Annotated in this window: 15 protein-coding genes; 6 read left to right on the forward strand and 9 right to left on the reverse strand. The window is 73.2% G+C overall.

Translation table 11 applies throughout. The annotated features are described in order from the left end of the window. Positions 1–65: 65 nt before the first annotated feature. The 7 genes from ACIHEJ_RS22300 to ACIHEJ_RS22330 all read right to left on the reverse strand — a co-directional run bounded on the left by ACIHEJ_RS22300 (position 66) and on the right by ACIHEJ_RS22330 (position 7,979). Entirely contained in the window at positions 66–773 is a 708-nt protein-coding gene (locus tag ACIHEJ_RS22300) for a class F sortase (RefSeq protein WP_400138209.1), read from the reverse strand. Next, the gene (locus tag ACIHEJ_RS22305; RefSeq protein ID WP_400138210.1) at positions 760–1,500 is read right to left on the reverse strand and encodes a hypothetical protein; all 741 of its coding nucleotides are present in this window, start codon (positions 1,498–1,500) and stop codon (positions 760–762) included. The genes ACIHEJ_RS22300 and ACIHEJ_RS22305 overlap by 14 nt, the downstream gene beginning before the upstream one ends. Positions 1,501–1,602: 102 nt before the next feature. After that, the gene (locus ACIHEJ_RS22310; protein WP_400138211.1) at positions 1,603–2,841 is read right to left on the reverse strand and encodes an MFS transporter; all 1,239 of its coding nucleotides are present in this window, start codon (positions 2,839–2,841) and stop codon (positions 1,603–1,605) included. A gap of 22 nt (positions 2,842–2,863) precedes the next feature. Then, positions 2,864–4,255, reverse strand: a complete 1,392-nt coding sequence (locus ACIHEJ_RS22315) for a CitMHS family transporter (RefSeq protein WP_400138212.1) — start codon at positions 4,253–4,255, stop codon at positions 2,864–2,866. 124 nt (positions 4,256–4,379) lie between these two features. Then, positions 4,380–6,611, reverse strand: a complete 2,232-nt coding sequence (locus ACIHEJ_RS22320) for a molybdopterin oxidoreductase family protein (protein ID WP_400138213.1) — start codon at positions 6,609–6,611, stop codon at positions 4,380–4,382. 143 nt (positions 6,612–6,754) lie between these two features. Next, complete coding sequence (locus ACIHEJ_RS22325) at positions 6,755–7,372, reverse strand: TetR family transcriptional regulator (RefSeq protein ID WP_400138214.1); 618 nt, start codon at positions 7,370–7,372, stop codon at positions 6,755–6,757. A gap of 64 nt (positions 7,373–7,436) precedes the next feature. Continuing rightward, entirely contained in the window at positions 7,437–7,979 is a 543-nt protein-coding gene (locus ACIHEJ_RS22330; RefSeq protein WP_400138215.1) for a hypothetical protein, read from the reverse strand. 152 nt (positions 7,980–8,131) lie between these two features. On the opposite strand from ACIHEJ_RS22330, the gene hmgA reads away from it, so the two are divergent. The 3 genes from hmgA (at position 8,132) to ACIHEJ_RS22345 (ending at position 11,535) form a co-directional block, all read left to right on the forward strand. Next, a complete protein-coding gene (hmgA, locus tag ACIHEJ_RS22335; protein WP_400138216.1) occupies positions 8,132–9,442 on the forward strand; it encodes a homogentisate 1,2-dioxygenase in 1,311 nt (436 codons plus the stop codon). 43 nt (positions 9,443–9,485) lie between these two features. Next, positions 9,486–10,232: a GntR family transcriptional regulator gene (locus ACIHEJ_RS22340; protein ID WP_400138217.1), complete on the forward strand. Its 747-nt coding sequence runs from the start codon at positions 9,486–9,488 to the stop codon at positions 10,230–10,232. A 151-nt stretch (positions 10,233–10,383) separates the two neighbouring features. After that, entirely contained in the window at positions 10,384–11,535 is a 1,152-nt protein-coding gene (locus tag ACIHEJ_RS22345; protein WP_400138218.1) for a type ISP restriction/modification enzyme, read from the forward strand. Here the strand turns inward: ACIHEJ_RS22345 and ACIHEJ_RS22350 are convergent. Next, complete coding sequence (locus tag ACIHEJ_RS22350) at positions 11,532–12,059, reverse strand: nucleotidyltransferase domain-containing protein (protein WP_400138219.1); 528 nt, start codon at positions 12,057–12,059, stop codon at positions 11,532–11,534. The genes ACIHEJ_RS22345 and ACIHEJ_RS22350 overlap by 4 nt on opposite strands. Then, positions 12,056–12,778, reverse strand: a complete 723-nt coding sequence (locus ACIHEJ_RS22355) for a TetR/AcrR family transcriptional regulator (protein WP_400138220.1) — start codon at positions 12,776–12,778, stop codon at positions 12,056–12,058. The genes ACIHEJ_RS22350 and ACIHEJ_RS22355 overlap by 4 nt, the downstream gene beginning before the upstream one ends. Positions 12,779–12,841: 63 nt before the next feature. Here ACIHEJ_RS22355 and ACIHEJ_RS22360 point away from each other — a divergent pair, with 63 nt between their 5' ends. The 3 genes from ACIHEJ_RS22360 to ACIHEJ_RS22370 are packed head-to-tail and all read left to right on the forward strand — an operon-like array spanning position 12,842 to position 15,829. Next, positions 12,842–13,798 carry an ATP-binding cassette domain-containing protein gene (locus tag ACIHEJ_RS22360; protein ID WP_400138221.1) on the forward strand — a complete coding sequence of 319 codons (957 nt, stop codon included), beginning with the start codon at positions 12,842–12,844 and terminating at the stop codon, positions 13,796–13,798. Continuing rightward, positions 13,795–14,577 (forward strand): ABC transporter permease, encoded by a 783-nt coding sequence (locus ACIHEJ_RS22365; RefSeq protein ID WP_400138222.1) that lies wholly within the window; start codon positions 13,795–13,797, stop codon positions 14,575–14,577. Before ACIHEJ_RS22360 ends, ACIHEJ_RS22365 begins: the two co-directional genes overlap by 4 nt. A 55-nt stretch (positions 14,578–14,632) precedes the next feature. Further along, entirely contained in the window at positions 14,633–15,829 is a 1,197-nt protein-coding gene (locus tag ACIHEJ_RS22370) for a CaiB/BaiF CoA transferase family protein (RefSeq protein ID WP_400138311.1), read from the forward strand. Positions 15,830–15,837 lie beyond the last annotated feature (8 nt).

A 15,837-nucleotide genomic window follows, 5' to 3' on the forward strand; every position in this document is an offset into this window, starting at 1 on the left:
GGCGCAGGCAGCCGGGAAAGCGGAGGATCTGGTTCGGGCCGCTTCGGCCCTTCCCCCGCCTCCGGTCACTTCGTCGCCGTCAGGTGGGCGAAGACCACCACGTTGCTGGTGTAGCCCGTCCGCCGGCTGAAGAGGCCGCCGCAGGTCAGTACGCGGAGTTCGGGGCGCCGGGTCGGGGCGTAGACCTCCTCGTCCGGGAAGTCCGCCTTGTCGAAGACCTTCACCTGGTCCACGGTGTAGACGGCGGTACGGCCGTCCGCACGTCCGGCCTCGATGAGCTTGCCGGGCGTGACATGGGCGAGCGCGGCGAAGACGGCGGGACCGGTCGTGGTGTCGCGGTGGCCGACGGCGATCGCGGTGCCCGGCTCGCCCGGTGTGGGGCCGCCCTCGTACCAGCCGACCAGCTGGGGCCGGTCGACCGGTGGCGTCTGCAGATGCCGGTCCTGGTCGAGCCGGAGCGCCGCGATCGGGGCGTCGACGCCCAGCGAGGGAATGCGGAGGGACGTCGGCCGGGACCGGGGCAGCGGGCGGGGCGGGGGCGTCGGACTGGCGGGGGGAGCGGCGCCGTCCGCACCGGAGCCGTCATGGCCCGCGCCCCGGCCGTCGGCACGGGAGGCATCCGGGCCGCCTGCCCGGACGGCCCCGGGGGGCGTGTCGTGTCCCCCGCACCGGCCCACCACCATCACCAGGACGACCACGAGCGCGGCGGTCCTGGCGAGGCGGTAGGCGCGGGTCCGGTACCAGGGCCTGCGTCCGCGCCTACGCGGCACCATGGGGCCGCCGGCGGATCAGCCGGACGTACACGGCACCGCAGACCGCGACCAGACCGACGGCCGCCGCCGCGGTGACCGGCGAGTACGCGGCCGCCCTGTCGATGAGACCGCCGCCGCCCGCGTGCACACCGCCCTTCGGGCCGTCGTGGTCGTCCTGGCCTCCCCAGGACCCGTTGTTCTGGTCGTTCCGCTGGTGGTCCTGGCCGCCCTGCTGATTGTTCTGCTGGTGGTCCTGGCCGCCCTGCTGGTGGTCCTCGATCTGGCCGCCGGGCGCCCCGTCCAGCTTGCCGTCGTGGCAGTTGACGCGGAAGACCTTCTCCTTCACGGCCGGCGGCGTGCCCACGGTCCAGCTGACCTTGTACTGGCCGTCAGCGAGACCCAGCGGATCGGTGTGCCCGGCGCCCGCGGCCAGCTGGATGGTTCCGGTGACGGTGGCGGCGGTGGGCAACGGGGGCTGTGGAGTGATGGTGTACAGGACGCTGGTGAGCGTGTCGAAGTTGACGGCCTCCAGATAGAACCTGCACACCACAGGATCGTCCTTGGCCGACCCGACGAGCGCCGTTCCGTTGAGATGCCGTTCGTCGTGGACCCTGATGTCGCCGTTCTCCCCCTGGGCCACCGCGCTCGGCGCCACCACCCAGGACGCACCCGCCGCGGCGAGGGCGGTGAGGACGACTGTGGCGCCCGCGCGGGGGCCGACGGCACGTGGGAGTGACAGGGTGGGCATGGGCAGTCCTCCGAGTTCAGACGATTTTCATACAAATCGCTCTTTCGCCTGGACTCTCCTTCATGGGCCGCTCAGCCCCCGGCAGCGACGCCCGGCGCGCCGTCAGATATCGCTCGTGCGGCGCAATCCCGGCCGTTGCGGCCGCCCCTCCGTCACCCGTCCGGCCCCCTCCAGGGGTCGCCCCGGCGACCGCAGGGCGACCCCCGACGACACCAGCAACAGGGCCCCCAGCATCACGAACGGCGCCGCCACACCCGCCACGCCCGCGACCAGGCCCGCGGCGGCGGGGGCGGCGACCTGGCCGAGCCGGTTGCCGGTCAGCCGCAGGGCGAGCGCCGTGGAGCGGGCGTCCTCGGGGGCGGCCTGGACCACCGTCGTCATCGACAGCGGCTGCCCCACCCCCAGGCAGAACCCGAGGACCGTGAGCATCGCGCCGAGCGCCCACACCGGCACCGGCAGCGCCACCCCCGCGCACAGCACCGCGGCCAGGAGACAGGTCGCCGTGAGCAGCGCCGGCCGGCCGAGCAGCCGGAGCAGCGGGGTGAGGACGAGCCGGCAGGCGATGGTGGCACCGGCCCGCAGCCCGAGCAGCACGCCGACCACCGACGGGGCGATGCCGCGGTGTTCACCGACCACCGGGAGGTAGGCGGTGAGGATGTCGGTGGCGGACAGCACGGACAGGCTGATGAGCATGCCCGCGGGCACGCCCCGGGCGCGCAGGATGCCACCGACCGGCACCCGGGTGCCCTGCGGCGCACGCGCGTCGACGGCCGTACGGTCCTCGATGCGCCACAGCGAGGTGAACGCGGCGGCCGCGGCCGCGGCCGCCACGACCAGGGCGAGCGCGCTGCTGCGGGCCATGTCCGGCCCGCCGATCAGGGCGCCAGCGGCGACGGGCCCGATCAGCTGCCCGAGGGAGGCGCCGATGGCGAAGTGCCCGAAGTTGCGGTCCTGTTCGTGCGGCGCGGACTGCCGGGCGACCAGCGACTGGGCGCCGATCACGAAGCAGAGGTGGCCGAGTCCCATCACCCCGCTCCACAGGGCCGTCGCCCACAGGGAGTTCACCAGTCCGCTGAGCGCGCAGCCGCCGGCGATCAGGACCACGCCCACCGGGAGCAGGGGGGCGCAGCGGCCGTGGTCGGTGCGGCGGCCGAGGGGGACGGCGGCGAAGAGCGGGAGCAGGGCGTAGACGCCCGCGACGACACCGACCGCCCGCTCGTCGGCGCCCAGCGCGAGGGCCCGGTAGGAGACGGCGGGCCGGGCCATCGACACCGCCCCCTGTGCGCAGCCGAAGGCGATGACGAGGCGGAGCAGCCAGCCGCGGTTCCCACCGGGCGCCATGAGGTGTACCTCCTCGAGGTGTTCAGACGGTGCCGAAGAGGATTCCGGCCCCGAGGACCACCAGGGACGTCAGCGCGGCCCACTTGACCACGAAGCGGGTGTGGTCGCCGAACTCCACCTTGGCCATGCCGACCAGGACGTACACGGCGGGCACGAGGGGGCTGGACATGTGCAGGGGCTGGCCGACGATCGAGGCGCGGGCGATCTCCAGCGAGGAGACGCCGTGCGCGTGGCCCGCCTCGGCGAGCACCGGCAGGATGCCGAAGTAGAAGCCGTCGTTGGACATGAAGTAGGTCAGCGGGATGCTCAGCACGCCGGTGACGAGGGCCATGTGCGGGCCCATGCCGTCGGGGATGTTGTCCACCAGCCAGGTCGCCATGTGGTCGACCATGCCGGTGCCCTGCAGGACGCCGGTGAAGACGGCGGCGGCGAAGACCATGCCGGAGACGTTGAGGACGTTCTCCGCGTGGGCGGCGATGCGGGCCTTCTGGTCCGGCATGTGCGGGAAGTTGACGGTCAGGGCGAGGGCGGCGCCGAGCAGGAACAGCACCGGGATCGGCAGCCATTCCATGATCATGGCGGTGAGCAGGGCGACCGTCAGCAGCGCGTTGAACCAGTACAGCTTCGGGCGCAGGGTGGGGCGGTGCGGGTCGAGGCCCTGGAAGCCCTCGTCGTCCTCCTCGGGCAGGTCCGCACCGGCACCGGAGCCCGAACCGCCGGCGCGCGCCGAGGACTTCCCGCAGCCGCCGCCGACCAGGACGGTCTCCTTCTCCTCCACCAGCACCTCGTCCAGCGTGAGCACACCGAGCCGCTTCCGCTCGCGGCGGCCGAGGACACAGGCGAGGACGAGGACGGACACCAGGCCCACGGCCAGGGCCGGGATCATCGGCACGAAGATGTCGCTCGCGTCCACCTTCAGCGCGGTGGCGGCACGTGCGGTCGGCCCGCCCCACGGCAGCGTGTTCATCACGCCGTTGGCCATGGCGGCGACGCCGGTCATCACGACCAGGGACATCTTCAGGCGCTTGTACAGCGGGTACATCGCCGAAACGGTGATCATGAAGGTGGTGGAGCCGTCGCCGTCGAGGGAGACGACCGCGGCGAGGAGAGCGGTGCCGATGACGATGCGCAGCGGGTCGGCCCTGCAGAACTTCAGGATGCCCCGCACGACCGGGTCGAAGAGGCCGACGTCGATCATCACCCCGAAGTAGACGATCGCGAACATGAGCATCGCCGCGGTGGGGGCGAGACCGGTGACGCCGTCGATGACGTAGTCGCCGAGCTCGGCGCCCTTGCCCACGAACACGCAGAACAGCGCGGGAATCAGCACGAGCGCCGCGATCGGCGACATCTTCTTCAGCATGATCAGGACCAGGAAGGTCGCGATCATGGCGAAGCCGAGGATGGTCAGCATGAATGGATACCTAACGTTCGCCCTTGAACATCCCACCTGGGGGTCGGCGGTGCGTTGACGTTAGGTCCCGTCGTCCGGCGTCAGCAAGATGTTGACGTGCGAGCAATAAGAGCGAAAGTCCAGGTCACAGGCTTGCGGCTACGTCGACGGGGATGCCGTTGAGTACCGCGTTGCCCGAGAGCGGGTCCAGCAGGCTGCCGTCGAGGAGCTGGTTGACGTTGACTCCGGGGGCGGTGACGGCGTGCCCGAGGCGGGTGCCGGGGCGGTCGTGGCCCCAGCCGTGCGGCAGGCTCACCACACCCGGCCGGACGGCGTCGGTGACCTCCGCGGGGGCCACCACCTCTCCCCCGGCACCCTTCACCCGCACGTCCGCCCCGTCGCGGACGCCGAGGCGAGACGCGTCCTGCGGGTGGATGTGCAGGGTGCAGCGGTTGCTGCCGCCGGTGAGGGCGGGCACGTTGTGCATCCAGCTGTTGTTGGAGCGGAGGTGGCGGCGGCCGACCAGGACCAACCCCTCGGGCCGCTCCTCCAGGGACCGGCGGAGCCGGGGCAGGTCGGCGGCGATCGGCCCGGGGAGCAGCTCGACCTTGCCGCTGCGGGTCCGCAGCGGCTGGGGCAGCCGGGGGCGCAGCGGGCCGAGGTCGATGCCGTGCGGGTGAGCGAGCAGCTCGGCGAGGGTCAGCCCGTCGGGCCGTACGCCGAAGCCGTCGCCGTACGGGCCGAGGCGCAGCATCATGTCCAGCCGCCGTTCGGGCCCGGTGTCGCCGGTGAGCAGGCCGGCGAGCTCCTGCGGGTCGCGGCCGAACACCGGGGAGTGCTCCTGCGTCACGGCCTTGCCGAGGGTCTGGTCGACGACCATCGCGTCCACGACGGCGGGGTCGGCGCCGTGCATGCCGGTGGCGGCCAGGATCAGGCGGGCGAGGATCTCGGACTCGGCCATCCGGCCGGGCTCCAGCGGGACCGCGGGACGGGTGTAGCGGACCTGGTTGCGTATGGCGAGGGTGTTGAAGGCGAAGTCGTGGTGCGGGCTCTGCGACGGCGGGGGCGGGGGAAGGACGACGTCCGCGTGGCGGGCGGTCTCGTTGAGGTAGGGGTCGACGCTGACCATGAAGTCCAGGGAGTCCAGGGCCTTGTCGAGGCGGTCGCCGTCGGGCGCGGAGAGCACCGGGTTGGCGGCGACGACGATCAGCGCGCGGACCGGTTCGCCCTCCTCGGTGGCGGTGTCGATCTCCTCGGCGAGCGCGGACAGCGGCAACTCACCCTTGACTTCGGGGAGTTGCCGCACCCGGGAGCGCCAGCGGCCGAGCGTGAACCCGCGACCGGGGCCGGCCGGGCGGGGCGCCTTGTCGGTGGCCGCCTGCGGGAAGAGGGCGCCGCCGGGCCGGTCCAGGTTGCCGGTGAGGACGTTGAGGACGTCGACCAGCCAGCTCGCCAGGGTGCCGTGCGGGACGGTGCAGCTGCCGATGCGGGCGTACACGGCGGCGGTGGGGGCCGCGGCCAGCTCGCGGGCGAGGGTGCGGATCAGCTCCGCGTCGAGGTCACAGGCCCCGGCCACGGCCTCCGGGGTGAAGTCCGCCAGGGCGTCCCGCAGTTCTTCGATCCCCTGCACATGCGGGGCGAGGTCCTTCAGGTCCACCAGACCTTCCTCGAAGAGCACGGTCGCCATCGCCGCGAGCAGCAGGGCGTCGGCGCCGGGGCGGATCGCCAGGTGCCGGTCGGCCAGCCGCGCGGTGCGGGTGCGGCGCGGGTCGACCACGGTGAGCCGGCCGCCGCGGGCCTTGAGGGCCTTGAGCCGACCGGGGAAGTCGGGGGCCGTGCACAGACTGCCGTTGGACTCCAGGGGGTTGGCGCCGATGAGGAGCAGATGGTCGGTGTGGTCCAGGTCCGGCACCGGGATGGCGTGGGCGTCGCCGAACAGCAGCCCGCTGGAGACGTGCTTGGGCATCTGGTCGACCGTGGAGGCGGTGAACAGGCTGCGGGTGCGCAGGGCGCCGAGCAGGACGGGCGGGTAGAGGGCGCCGGCCACGGTGTGCACGTTGGGGTTGCCCAGGACGACCCCGACGGAGTCCGGCCCGTACCGCTCCACGACCGGGCGCAGACCGGCGGCGACCGCGTCGAAGGCCTCCTCCCAGGTGGCCTCGCGCAACGCGCCGTCCTTGCGGACGAGCGGGGTGCGCAGCCGGTCGGGGTCGGAGTCGACGGCCCCGAAGGAGGCGCCCTTGGGACAGATGAAGCCCTTGCTGAAGACGTCCTCACGGTCGCCACGGGCTCCGGTGACACGGCTGCCCTCGACGGTGAGGGTCAGCCCACAGGTGGCCTCGCACAGGGGGCAGATGCGCAGGGCGGTGCGGGACACGGGTCCTCCCGGGGGTCGGCGGCGGCGCGGAGCGAGCGCGGTCCGGCTCGAGGTGAGCATACCGACCGGTATGCATGGAGGGGAGTCCATCGGCGGCACGATCCATGAGGAGGCGGGCCGACGGCCGGGGGCCGGACGACGTTTCAGTCGAGTACGCGCCCCAGGTACGCCCGCAGCAGCTCCCGCGTCTCGCTGATGATCGCCTCGTCCCCCTGCGGGTCCGTCCGGAAGGCCAGCTGGACGAGGGTGTCGGCGCTCTCCACGGCGACCAGGAAGACCCGGCGCAGATCGTCGTCGGGGCGGCGGCCGAGGTAGCCGGAGAGCAGCGCGGTGAGCCGGTCGGCGACGCGGGTGTTGGGCTCGCACTGGCGGGCGCCGACCGGTATCTGGTTGCCGAAGTCGACCAGGGAGAAGCCGGGCGCGGTGCGCTTCATGGCCAGGTACTCGTCCAGGACGGCGTCCATCGCGGCCCGCCAGTCCCCCGCGCGCGCCGCCTTCAGCCGCTCGGTGACCTGCTCGACGTACCGCTCCAGGTTGCGCTGGGCGAGGGCGTCGGCCATCTGCCGCTTGTTGCCGAAGAAGCGGTAGACCGAGCCGATGGGCACGCCGGCGCGCTGGGCGACCGCCCGCGTGCTCAGGGCGTCGTAGCCGACCTCGTCGAGGAGTTCGGCGCACGCGTCGAGGATTCTGGTCAGCCGTTCGGCACTGCGCCGCTGGACGGGCGCACGGCGGAGGGATGTCGCGTCGGGCACGGGCTTCATGATGCCTTTCCGCCGGGGTCGGGTGAAGCTCACCCCTCAGTACGGGAGAGGGTGGCCGGTGCACTCATGCGCCGGCCCCCCGGGCCGCGGTGCTCACCGACGGCTCCGCCGGCTCCGGGCCCGACACCGTGATGTCGGCGGTGCGCTGGACGGGCCGGCCCTGTACGGCCCACACCGTGCCGTCGTCGGCGTACAGGCGCGCCGTGACGTGGTGGGTGCCGCGCGGCACCAGGCGGGCGGCCAGGTGGTACCCGTGGGTGCGCAGCAGGGCCACCCGGTGGCCGTCGACGAAGAGGTGGACGAGCCCCCGCCCGGTGACCGCCGTGGGCCTCGCGCCGGGCGCGGAGCAGCGGAAGCGGCGGAAGGTCAGCCGGACGTCCCAGCCGCCGCGGGAGTCCGGGGTGACCTCGACGCCCACCTCGGGCGCGTTCTTCTGCGCGACCTCGCGCAGATGCCGGCCGGTCTCGTCGGTGCCGTCCAGGACCTTGCCCACCGGGGACGGCGAGGCCGCGCCGTCCGGGGCCCGGTTCTCGGTACAGCCCGCGGCGGCGAGCGGCAGCAGGACGCCCACCGCTAGCGCGGCGAGCGATCTGCGCGTCCACGACATGCCCCGGAGAGTAGAACGGTGATCCGTCACCACGAATCCCCCTGAAGTCTGGTTCTGCTCGTCCCCCGGACGGAGGAGAGCGGGACCTCTTGCGCCCGGCCGCACTCATTCCTACGGTGATGCATAGGAATCAGGGACGCAAGGGAGCGATCATGAGCGGGGACGCGCGGAAGACCGCCGCGGGACTGTCGTATCTCACGGGGTTCGGCAATGAACACGCCTCGGAGGCGGTGCCCGGCGCCCTGCCCGAGGGGCGCAACTCACCGCAGCGGGCGCCGCTCGGGCTGTACGCGGAGCAGCTGAGCGGTACGGCGTTCACCGAGCCGCGGGCGCACAACCGCCGCTCGTGGCTGTACCGCATCCGCCCGTCGGCCGCGCACCCGGCGTTCACCCGCACCGACAACGGCGCGATCCGCACGGCCCCCTTCACCGAGGCGGTGCCCGACCCCAACCGGCTGCGCTGGAACCCGCTGCCCGAGCCCCCGGAGGGCACCGACTTCCTGGCCGGCCTGTGGACGCTCGGCGGCAACGGCGACGCGACCCAGCGCACCGGGATGGCCGTGCACCTGTACCACGCCGACGCCTCGATGGAGCGGGTCTTCTCCGACGCCGACGGCGAGCTGCTGATCGTGCCGGAGCGCGGCGGGCTGCTGCTGCACACCGAGTTCGGCCGGCTCCATGTGGAGCCCGCCCATGTGGCGCTGATCCCCCGTGGGGTGCGCTTCCGTGTGGAGCTGCTGGACGAGTCCGCCCGGGGGTATGTGTGCGAGAACTACGGGGCGCCGTTCCAGCTCCCCGACCTCGGACCCATCGGCGCCAACGGACTCGCCAACGCCCGGGACTTCCGGGCGCCGGTCGCCGCGTACGAGGAGCTGGACGGTCCGGTGGAGGTGGTGAACAAGTTCTGCGGCAACCTCTGGACGGCCACCTACGACCACTCCCCCCTCGATGTGGTCGCCTGGCACGGCAACCATGTGCCGTACGTCTATGACCTGCGCCGTTTCAATGTGATCGGCACCATCTCCTACGACCACCCGGACCCGTCCATCTTCACGGTGCTGACCTCCCCTTCGGACACCCCGGGCCTGGCGGGCGTCGACTTCGTCGTCTTCGCCCCGCGCTGGCTGGTGGGCGAGAACACCTTCCGGCCGCCGTACTTCCACCGGAACGTGATGAGCGAGTACATGGGTCTGATCGAGGGCGCCTACGACGCGAAGGCCGAGGGCTTCGTGCCGGGCGGCGGCTCGCTGCACAACATGATGTCGGCGCACGGCCCGGACCGTGAGACCTTCGACAGGGCGAGCGCGGCCGAGCTGGGGCCGCAGAAGATCGACGACGGGCTGGCGTTCATGTTCGAGACCCGCTGGCCGGTGACCCTCGCCCCGCACGCGGCACAGGCCGGTCATCTCCAGCGGCGCTACGACGACGTGTGGCGCGGCCTGGAGCGGCACTTCCGGGCGTGACGTCCGTTGCGCCGAACGTTCTCCGACAGGTACGGATAACCGTGTGACCTCCTTCGCTCCGGATTCGATCGTCCTGAACCGCAAGCTGCCGCTGTGGTACCAGGTGTCGCAGTCGCTGCGCGCCTCGATACTCGGCCGCTCGCCGCAGGACCCGCTGCGCCTGCCCACCGAGGAGCAGTTGGCGGAGCACTACGGGGTGAGCGTGCTGACCATGCGGCAGGCGCTGAAGGAGCTGGAGGGCGAGGGGCTGATCAGCAGGCACCGGCGGCGCGGCACGTTCATCGAGCCGGACGTCCGGCGGGGCGCCCCGGTCCGCCTGCTCGGCTCGGTGGACGCGATCGTGGCCCAGCAGTCCGGGATGACGACGGAACTGCTGGACCACGGCCACGTGCCGGTGCCGGCCGCGCTCGCCGAGTACTTCCCGGACCTGACGGAGGTGGCGGTGTACCACCGCCTGCGCAGCGACGAGAAGACCGGCGAGCCGACCAACCACGCCGTCAACCACGTCCGTCCCGAACTCGCCGCCCGCGTCGACCTGGAGGACCTGGTCCGCTGGCCGATGACCAAGGTGCTGCGGGACGTCGTCCAGGCGGACATCAGCCGGATCACGGACACCGTGGAGGCCCGGCTCGCCGACCCGGAGACCGCCCGGCTGCTCCAGGTCCCGCTGCTCAGCCCGATCCTGCACTACACGGGCGTGACGTACGACGTCGCGGGCCGGGTGCTGGACGTGGCGGTCATCCATTACCGGGGGGACCGGTTCTCGTTCACCGTCACCGTCGACGCGTAGGCGTTCCGCCGGGGGACACAGGGTGGAAGTGCCGCGAGGCGCCGTCGGTCGTCCGCGGCGCGGATCGTGGCCGGTCGCGCAGTTCCTCGCGCCCCTTCGGGGTCCTGTCCGACCGCGGCTGCCTCCCCAGCCCTGCTGAGCACGCCGTACCATGCCCAGCGTGACGCACGACGACGCTCCGCTGCTGGCGGACCTCATGCCGTGGTCCGTCGCACCGCTGCGGCCGGGCCGCGCCTGGCCGACGGCGCCCGACCCGGCCTGTCTGAAGGCCCGCTGGGACGCCCTGCTGAAGGCCGAAGGGCCTGAGCGCCAGGCGCTGTTCGAGCCGACCCGTGCCCGTGGCCTCGACTCGGCGGTCGGCCAGCTGCCCGGCCGGTCCAGCGGTACCGAGCGGCTCGCGCGCGCCGCGGGGCCGTGCGCGGAGCCGGTGCGTGTGCTGGCGGCGCCCTTCGACGAGCAGTGGCTGATCCCGGACCACCGGCTGCTCGACGCGGCCCGCCCGGAGCTGTGGCGGGTGGCGGACGAACAGCAGGTCTTCACGGTGGAGACCGGCGCGGAGGACCCGCTGCTCGTGACGTCGCTCCTGCCCACCCTGCGCGCCGGCCGCATCCGCCCCCTCTACCGCCGCCCCCACGGCACGGAGCCGAATCTGGCCCCCGGTCTGCTGGAGCACCTCTCGACGCGCCTCGGCGAGCGTCCGACGGCCGTGGACGTGCTGGCCTGGACACTGGCGGCGATCCGCCCCGACCTCACGGTCCCGCTCACCGGCGATCCCGACCTCTGGTCGGCCGGCGTGCGGGTGGGCCGTCGCATGCTGTGGCTGATGCGCCGCGACGGGGAGCGCCCCAAGCTGCCGGGAGGCCGCCGTCCCTACGTCCGCGCGCCCCTGCCGAGCCGGCCCGTGTCCCTCCGCTACGACCGCGACGAGGAGACCCTGCACCTCGACGAGGGCCGCATCTCCCCCGTCCCGCCCGAGGCCTGGGAGTACGAGCTGGCCGGTGTCCGGGTCCTGGAGGCCTGGTTCGCGGCCCGTACCACCCCGGGCGAGCCGGGCACGCTGTCCGCGGTCCGTCCGGCGACCTGGCCGCAGGGCTGGACGTCGGAGCTGCTGGAGCTGATCACGGTGCTCGCCCTGCTGGCGGAGGTGCGGGCCCGCCGGGCCGGGCTGAAAGTGACGTCACCGCTCACGGCGACCGACCTCCGCCGGGCGGGCGTCCTCCCGGCCCCGCCCTCCTCCCGCCGCCCCGCCTCGGTCCTGGACCACCTGGAAGAGGGCCCGGAGGGCCAGTTCGCCCTGCTCTAGCGGCGGCGCAGGGCGGCCTCGAGCCGGGCGATGTCCCCGGCGTCCTTCGCCCGGCGGGGCCGCGAGGGGTCCCAGACGGGCATCATGCGCTTGATCTCGATCTGGGCGGCAGGGCTGACGATCGGCGCCTCCAGGGCTCCGATGCGTCCCGGTTCGGCGCCGAGCAGGCCGTCCGGCCAGGGGGTGCCGGCCCAGGGGCCGCCGGCGACGACGACCCGGCCGGCCGCGTCCCGGTCCACCAGGGTGAAGCTGCTGTCCAGCCCGTCCTTCACGAAGTCGAGCTGAAGGTCGGCCGGCGGCCCGGGCACCGGCGCGTGGCCGAGCCGGGTGAGCACGCCGGTGAGGCGCACCGCGTCCCCCGCCCGGGCGAACCAGTCGATGTCCCCGTGGTCGCGGGTGACCTCGCCGAGGAAGAAGTCCATGGCCCAGCCACCGCGCAGCCACAACGGGATGCCGTGCTCGCGGACTGCCGTCAAGGCTTCGGCGACGAGGGCGAGTTGCCGTTCGGCGCGCTCCCGGTTCACCGGCTGCCACGCTCGGGGTCGAAGGCGTCGAGGAGGCGTTCCAGGGCCCGCTGGAACACGGCCTCCAGATCGATCGGCCCCGCGTCCTCGGTGAACGCCGCCGCCATCCTCGGATACGCCCCGGAAGCGACCTGGCGGCCCAGGTAGGCACCGCGCACCGCGTTCTCCTCGTCCTCCGTCCACGGCAGCGCCCGTACCCGCTCGGCGGTGTCGAGCTCGTTGCGGACGTACGTCGTCACGACGCCGTTCAGCATCGCGATCAGCTCGAGCTTGGTGCCGTAGCTCGCCGCCAGCGGGTCCAGGCAGGCCAGGCAGTGCTCCAGGTAGCGCAGGGCGTGCGGGCTGAAGCCGTAGACGGGCGACATCAGGCGCGGCAACCACGGGTGCCGGTGCATCAGCTCGCGGGTCTGGCGGGCCACCCGGAGCATGTCGGCCCGCCAGTCGCCGGTCGGCTCCCACGACTCGTGCTGCGCACTGACCGCGTCCACCATCAGCTCGTGGAGGTCCTCCTTGCGGGGGACGTAGTTGTACAGCGACATGGTGCCGCAGCCCAGCTCGGCCGCGACGTGCCGCATGGACACCGCGTCGAGCCCGCGCGCGTCGGCGATGCGGACGGCCGCCGCCGCGATGTCGTCGCGGGTGTACGCCGGCCTCGGCCCCCGCCCGGTGCGCTCGGGACGCGCCCAGATCACCTCGGGTACGGCCCCTCGGACTGCCATCGGTCATCACCTCGGCCACCATCGTAGTTACGTACGGCGTACGTAATGCGGTACGGTCGCTCCATGACAACTACGTACGCTGTACTTAGTGAGGGGCTGCAGAAGCACTTCGGCCCTGTGCACGCCCTGCGCGGCCTGGATCTCGCCGTGGCGGAGGGGACCGTCTGCGGTCTGCTCGGACCGAACGGCACCGGGAAGACGACCGCCGTACGGCTGCTGACCACGCTGCTGCGGCCCGACGGGGGCTCGGCGCGGATCGCCGGGCACGACCTCGTCCGGGAAGCCGCCGCCGTGCGCCGGCGGATCGGGGTCACCGGGCAGTACGCCTCCGTCGACGGGGACCTCACCGGCCGTGAGAACCTGCGGCTGTTCGCCCGGCTGCACCGGGTGCGCGGACCGGCCGCCCGGGCCGACGAGCTGCTGGAGCGCTTCGGGCTGGCCGAGGTCGCCGACCGCAGGGCGTCGGTCTACTCGGGCGGCATGCGGCGCGGGCTGGACCTCGCCGCGAGCCTCGTCCGCCGGCCCGACGTGCTCTTCCTCGACGAGCCGACCACTGGCCTCGACCCGGCCGGCCGCAGCCGCGTCTGGCAGGCTGTGCGCGACCTGAAGGCGGACGGGACGACGGTACTGCTGACCACGCAGTACCTGGAGGAAGCCGACCAACTGGCAGACGAGATCGCCCTGATGGACCGGGGCCGGGTCGCGCACAGCGGCTCGCCGGCCGAACTCAAGGCGCTCATCGGATCGTACGCCGAGGCCGTGGTCGCGGACGGCGAGGCCCTGCCCCGAGCGGCGGCCGTGCTCGACCGGCTGACCGGCTGCGAGCCGGTGTTCGACCACGAGCGGCACGCCGTCGGCGCGCTCACCACCGACCCGACCCTGACCCTGCCCCGTCTGGTGCGCGAACTCGACACGGCGGGGGTGCCGCTGCTCGACGCGAGCCTGCGTCCGCCCACCCTCGACGACGTCTTCCTGCGGCTCACCGGACAGATCGCCGACAGCGAGGAGCTGGTCGCATGAGCGCCTTGGCGTACGACGGACTGACGATGGCCGGCCGGCAGCTGCGCCGCGTCCGCAACAACCCGGGCCTGGCGATCCTGACCCAGATGATGCCGGTCAACATGTTGCTGTTCTTCGGCTACGTGTTCGGCAGCGCGCTGGCGATGCCCGGCCGCGAGTACCGGTCCTTCCTGGTACCGGGGCTGCTGGTGGCGACCGCGGCCGGCGGGCTCATGACCGGCATGTTCCAGGCCGCCGCTGACACGCACCGGGGCGTGACGGACCGGTTCCGCACGATGCCGGTGAGCCGGGCCGCCGTACCGCTCGGGCAGGCGGTGGCGGACCTCGTCGTCACGGCCGTCGGCACCGTGCCGCTGCTGCTGGTCGGGCTCGCGGTGGGCTGGCGGATCCAGGGGTCCGCGATCGAGGCCGCCGGGGCCGTGGGGCTGCTGCTGTTCTTCCGGTTCGCCTGCACCTGCGCCGGTATCTTCCTCGGGCTGCTCACCCGCAGCGAGGACGCGGCCGGACAGCTCGGCGCCTCCTCCTTCGTGCTGCCGCTGCTGTCCGACGCCTACATCCCGACGGACAACCTGCCCGGGTGGCTGCGTGCCCTCGCCGAGTGGAACCCGATCAGCGCGGTGACGACCGCCCTGCGGGACCTGTTCGGCAACGCCCCCGTGCCGCACGGCGCCGCCTGGCCGGTGGCGCACCCGGTCGCCGGGGCGCTCGCCTGGTGCCTCGTCCTGACGGCGGTCTTCCTGCCGCTCGCGGTACGCCGCCACTCCTTCGGGGAGCGGTGACGGGGTACTGACAAACCTGCCGGTCACAGGCCATGATCCGCTCATGGATCAGCCCATGGACCAGCAGCCCCTGCCCCTGGAGGGCATCACCGTCGTCGCCGTCGAACAGGCCGTGTCCGCGCCCTTCGCGACCCGGCAGCTCGCCGACCTGGGCGCCCGGGTCATCAAGGTGGAGCGGGTCGACGGCGGCGACTTCGCGCGTGGCTACGACACCGCGGCGGGCGGTCTCGCCTCGCACTTCGTGTGGTGCAACCGCGGCAAGGAGTCCCTCGCCCTCGATCTGAAGGACCCGCGCGGCCTGGCGGTCGTACGGCGGCTGGTCGCCGACGCGGACGTGTTCGTGCAGAACCTCGCCCAGGGCGCCGCGGCCCGGCTCGGCCTGGACGCGGCCACCCTGAGCGCGGCGCATCCCCGGCTGATCGCCGTGGACATCTCGGGGTACGGCTCCTCGGGCCCGTACGCGGACAAGCGGGCGTACGACATGCTCGTGCAGTGCGAGGCGGGGCTCGTGTCGGTGACGGGAACCCCGGAGCAGCCCGTCAAGGCGGGCATCCCGGCGGCGGACATCGCGGCGGCCATGTACGCCTTCTCGGGGGTGCTGGCGGCACTCGTGCGGCGGGGGACGACCGGGCGGGGCGGTCCGGTGGAGGTGTCCATGCTGGAGGCGCTGGCCGAGTGGATGGGACATCCGCTGCACCATGCGATGCACGGGGGTGAGCCCCCGGCGCGCACCGGCCTCGCGCACGCCGTCATCGCCCCCTACGACGCCTATGCGACGGCGGACGGCGGGCGGGTGCTGCTGTCGGTGCAGAACGACCGGGAGTGGCGGCGGCTGGCCGAACAGGTGATGGCCAGGCCGGATCTGGGGACGGACCCGGCCTTCGCGACCAACGCGGCGCGGGTGGCCCACCGGGAGCGGACCGACGAGCTGGTCGCCGGGGCGCTGGGCGTGCTGGACACCGAGGAGGCGCTGGCCCGGCTGGAGAAGGCGGGCATCGCCTGTGCGCGGCTACGGGATCTGCACGAACTGGCGGAGCATCCACAGCTGGCGGCCCGGGAGCGGTGGCGTCAGGTGGGGTCGCCGGTCGGGCCGCTGAAGGCGCTGCTGCCTCCCCTCACACTGCCGGGCGGGGACGAGGCGCGGATGGGGGACGTGCCCGCGCTCGGGCAGCACACCGGGGCGCTGCTGCGTGCCGTGGGGATGACGGACGAAGAGATCGCAGCGTTGCGCCGGGACGGTGTGGTGGCCTGAGCGCAGGT

The organism is Streptomyces sp. NPDC052301 (assembly GCF_044593395.1).
GTDB lineage: Bacteria > Actinomycetota > Actinomycetes > Streptomycetales > Streptomycetaceae > Streptomyces.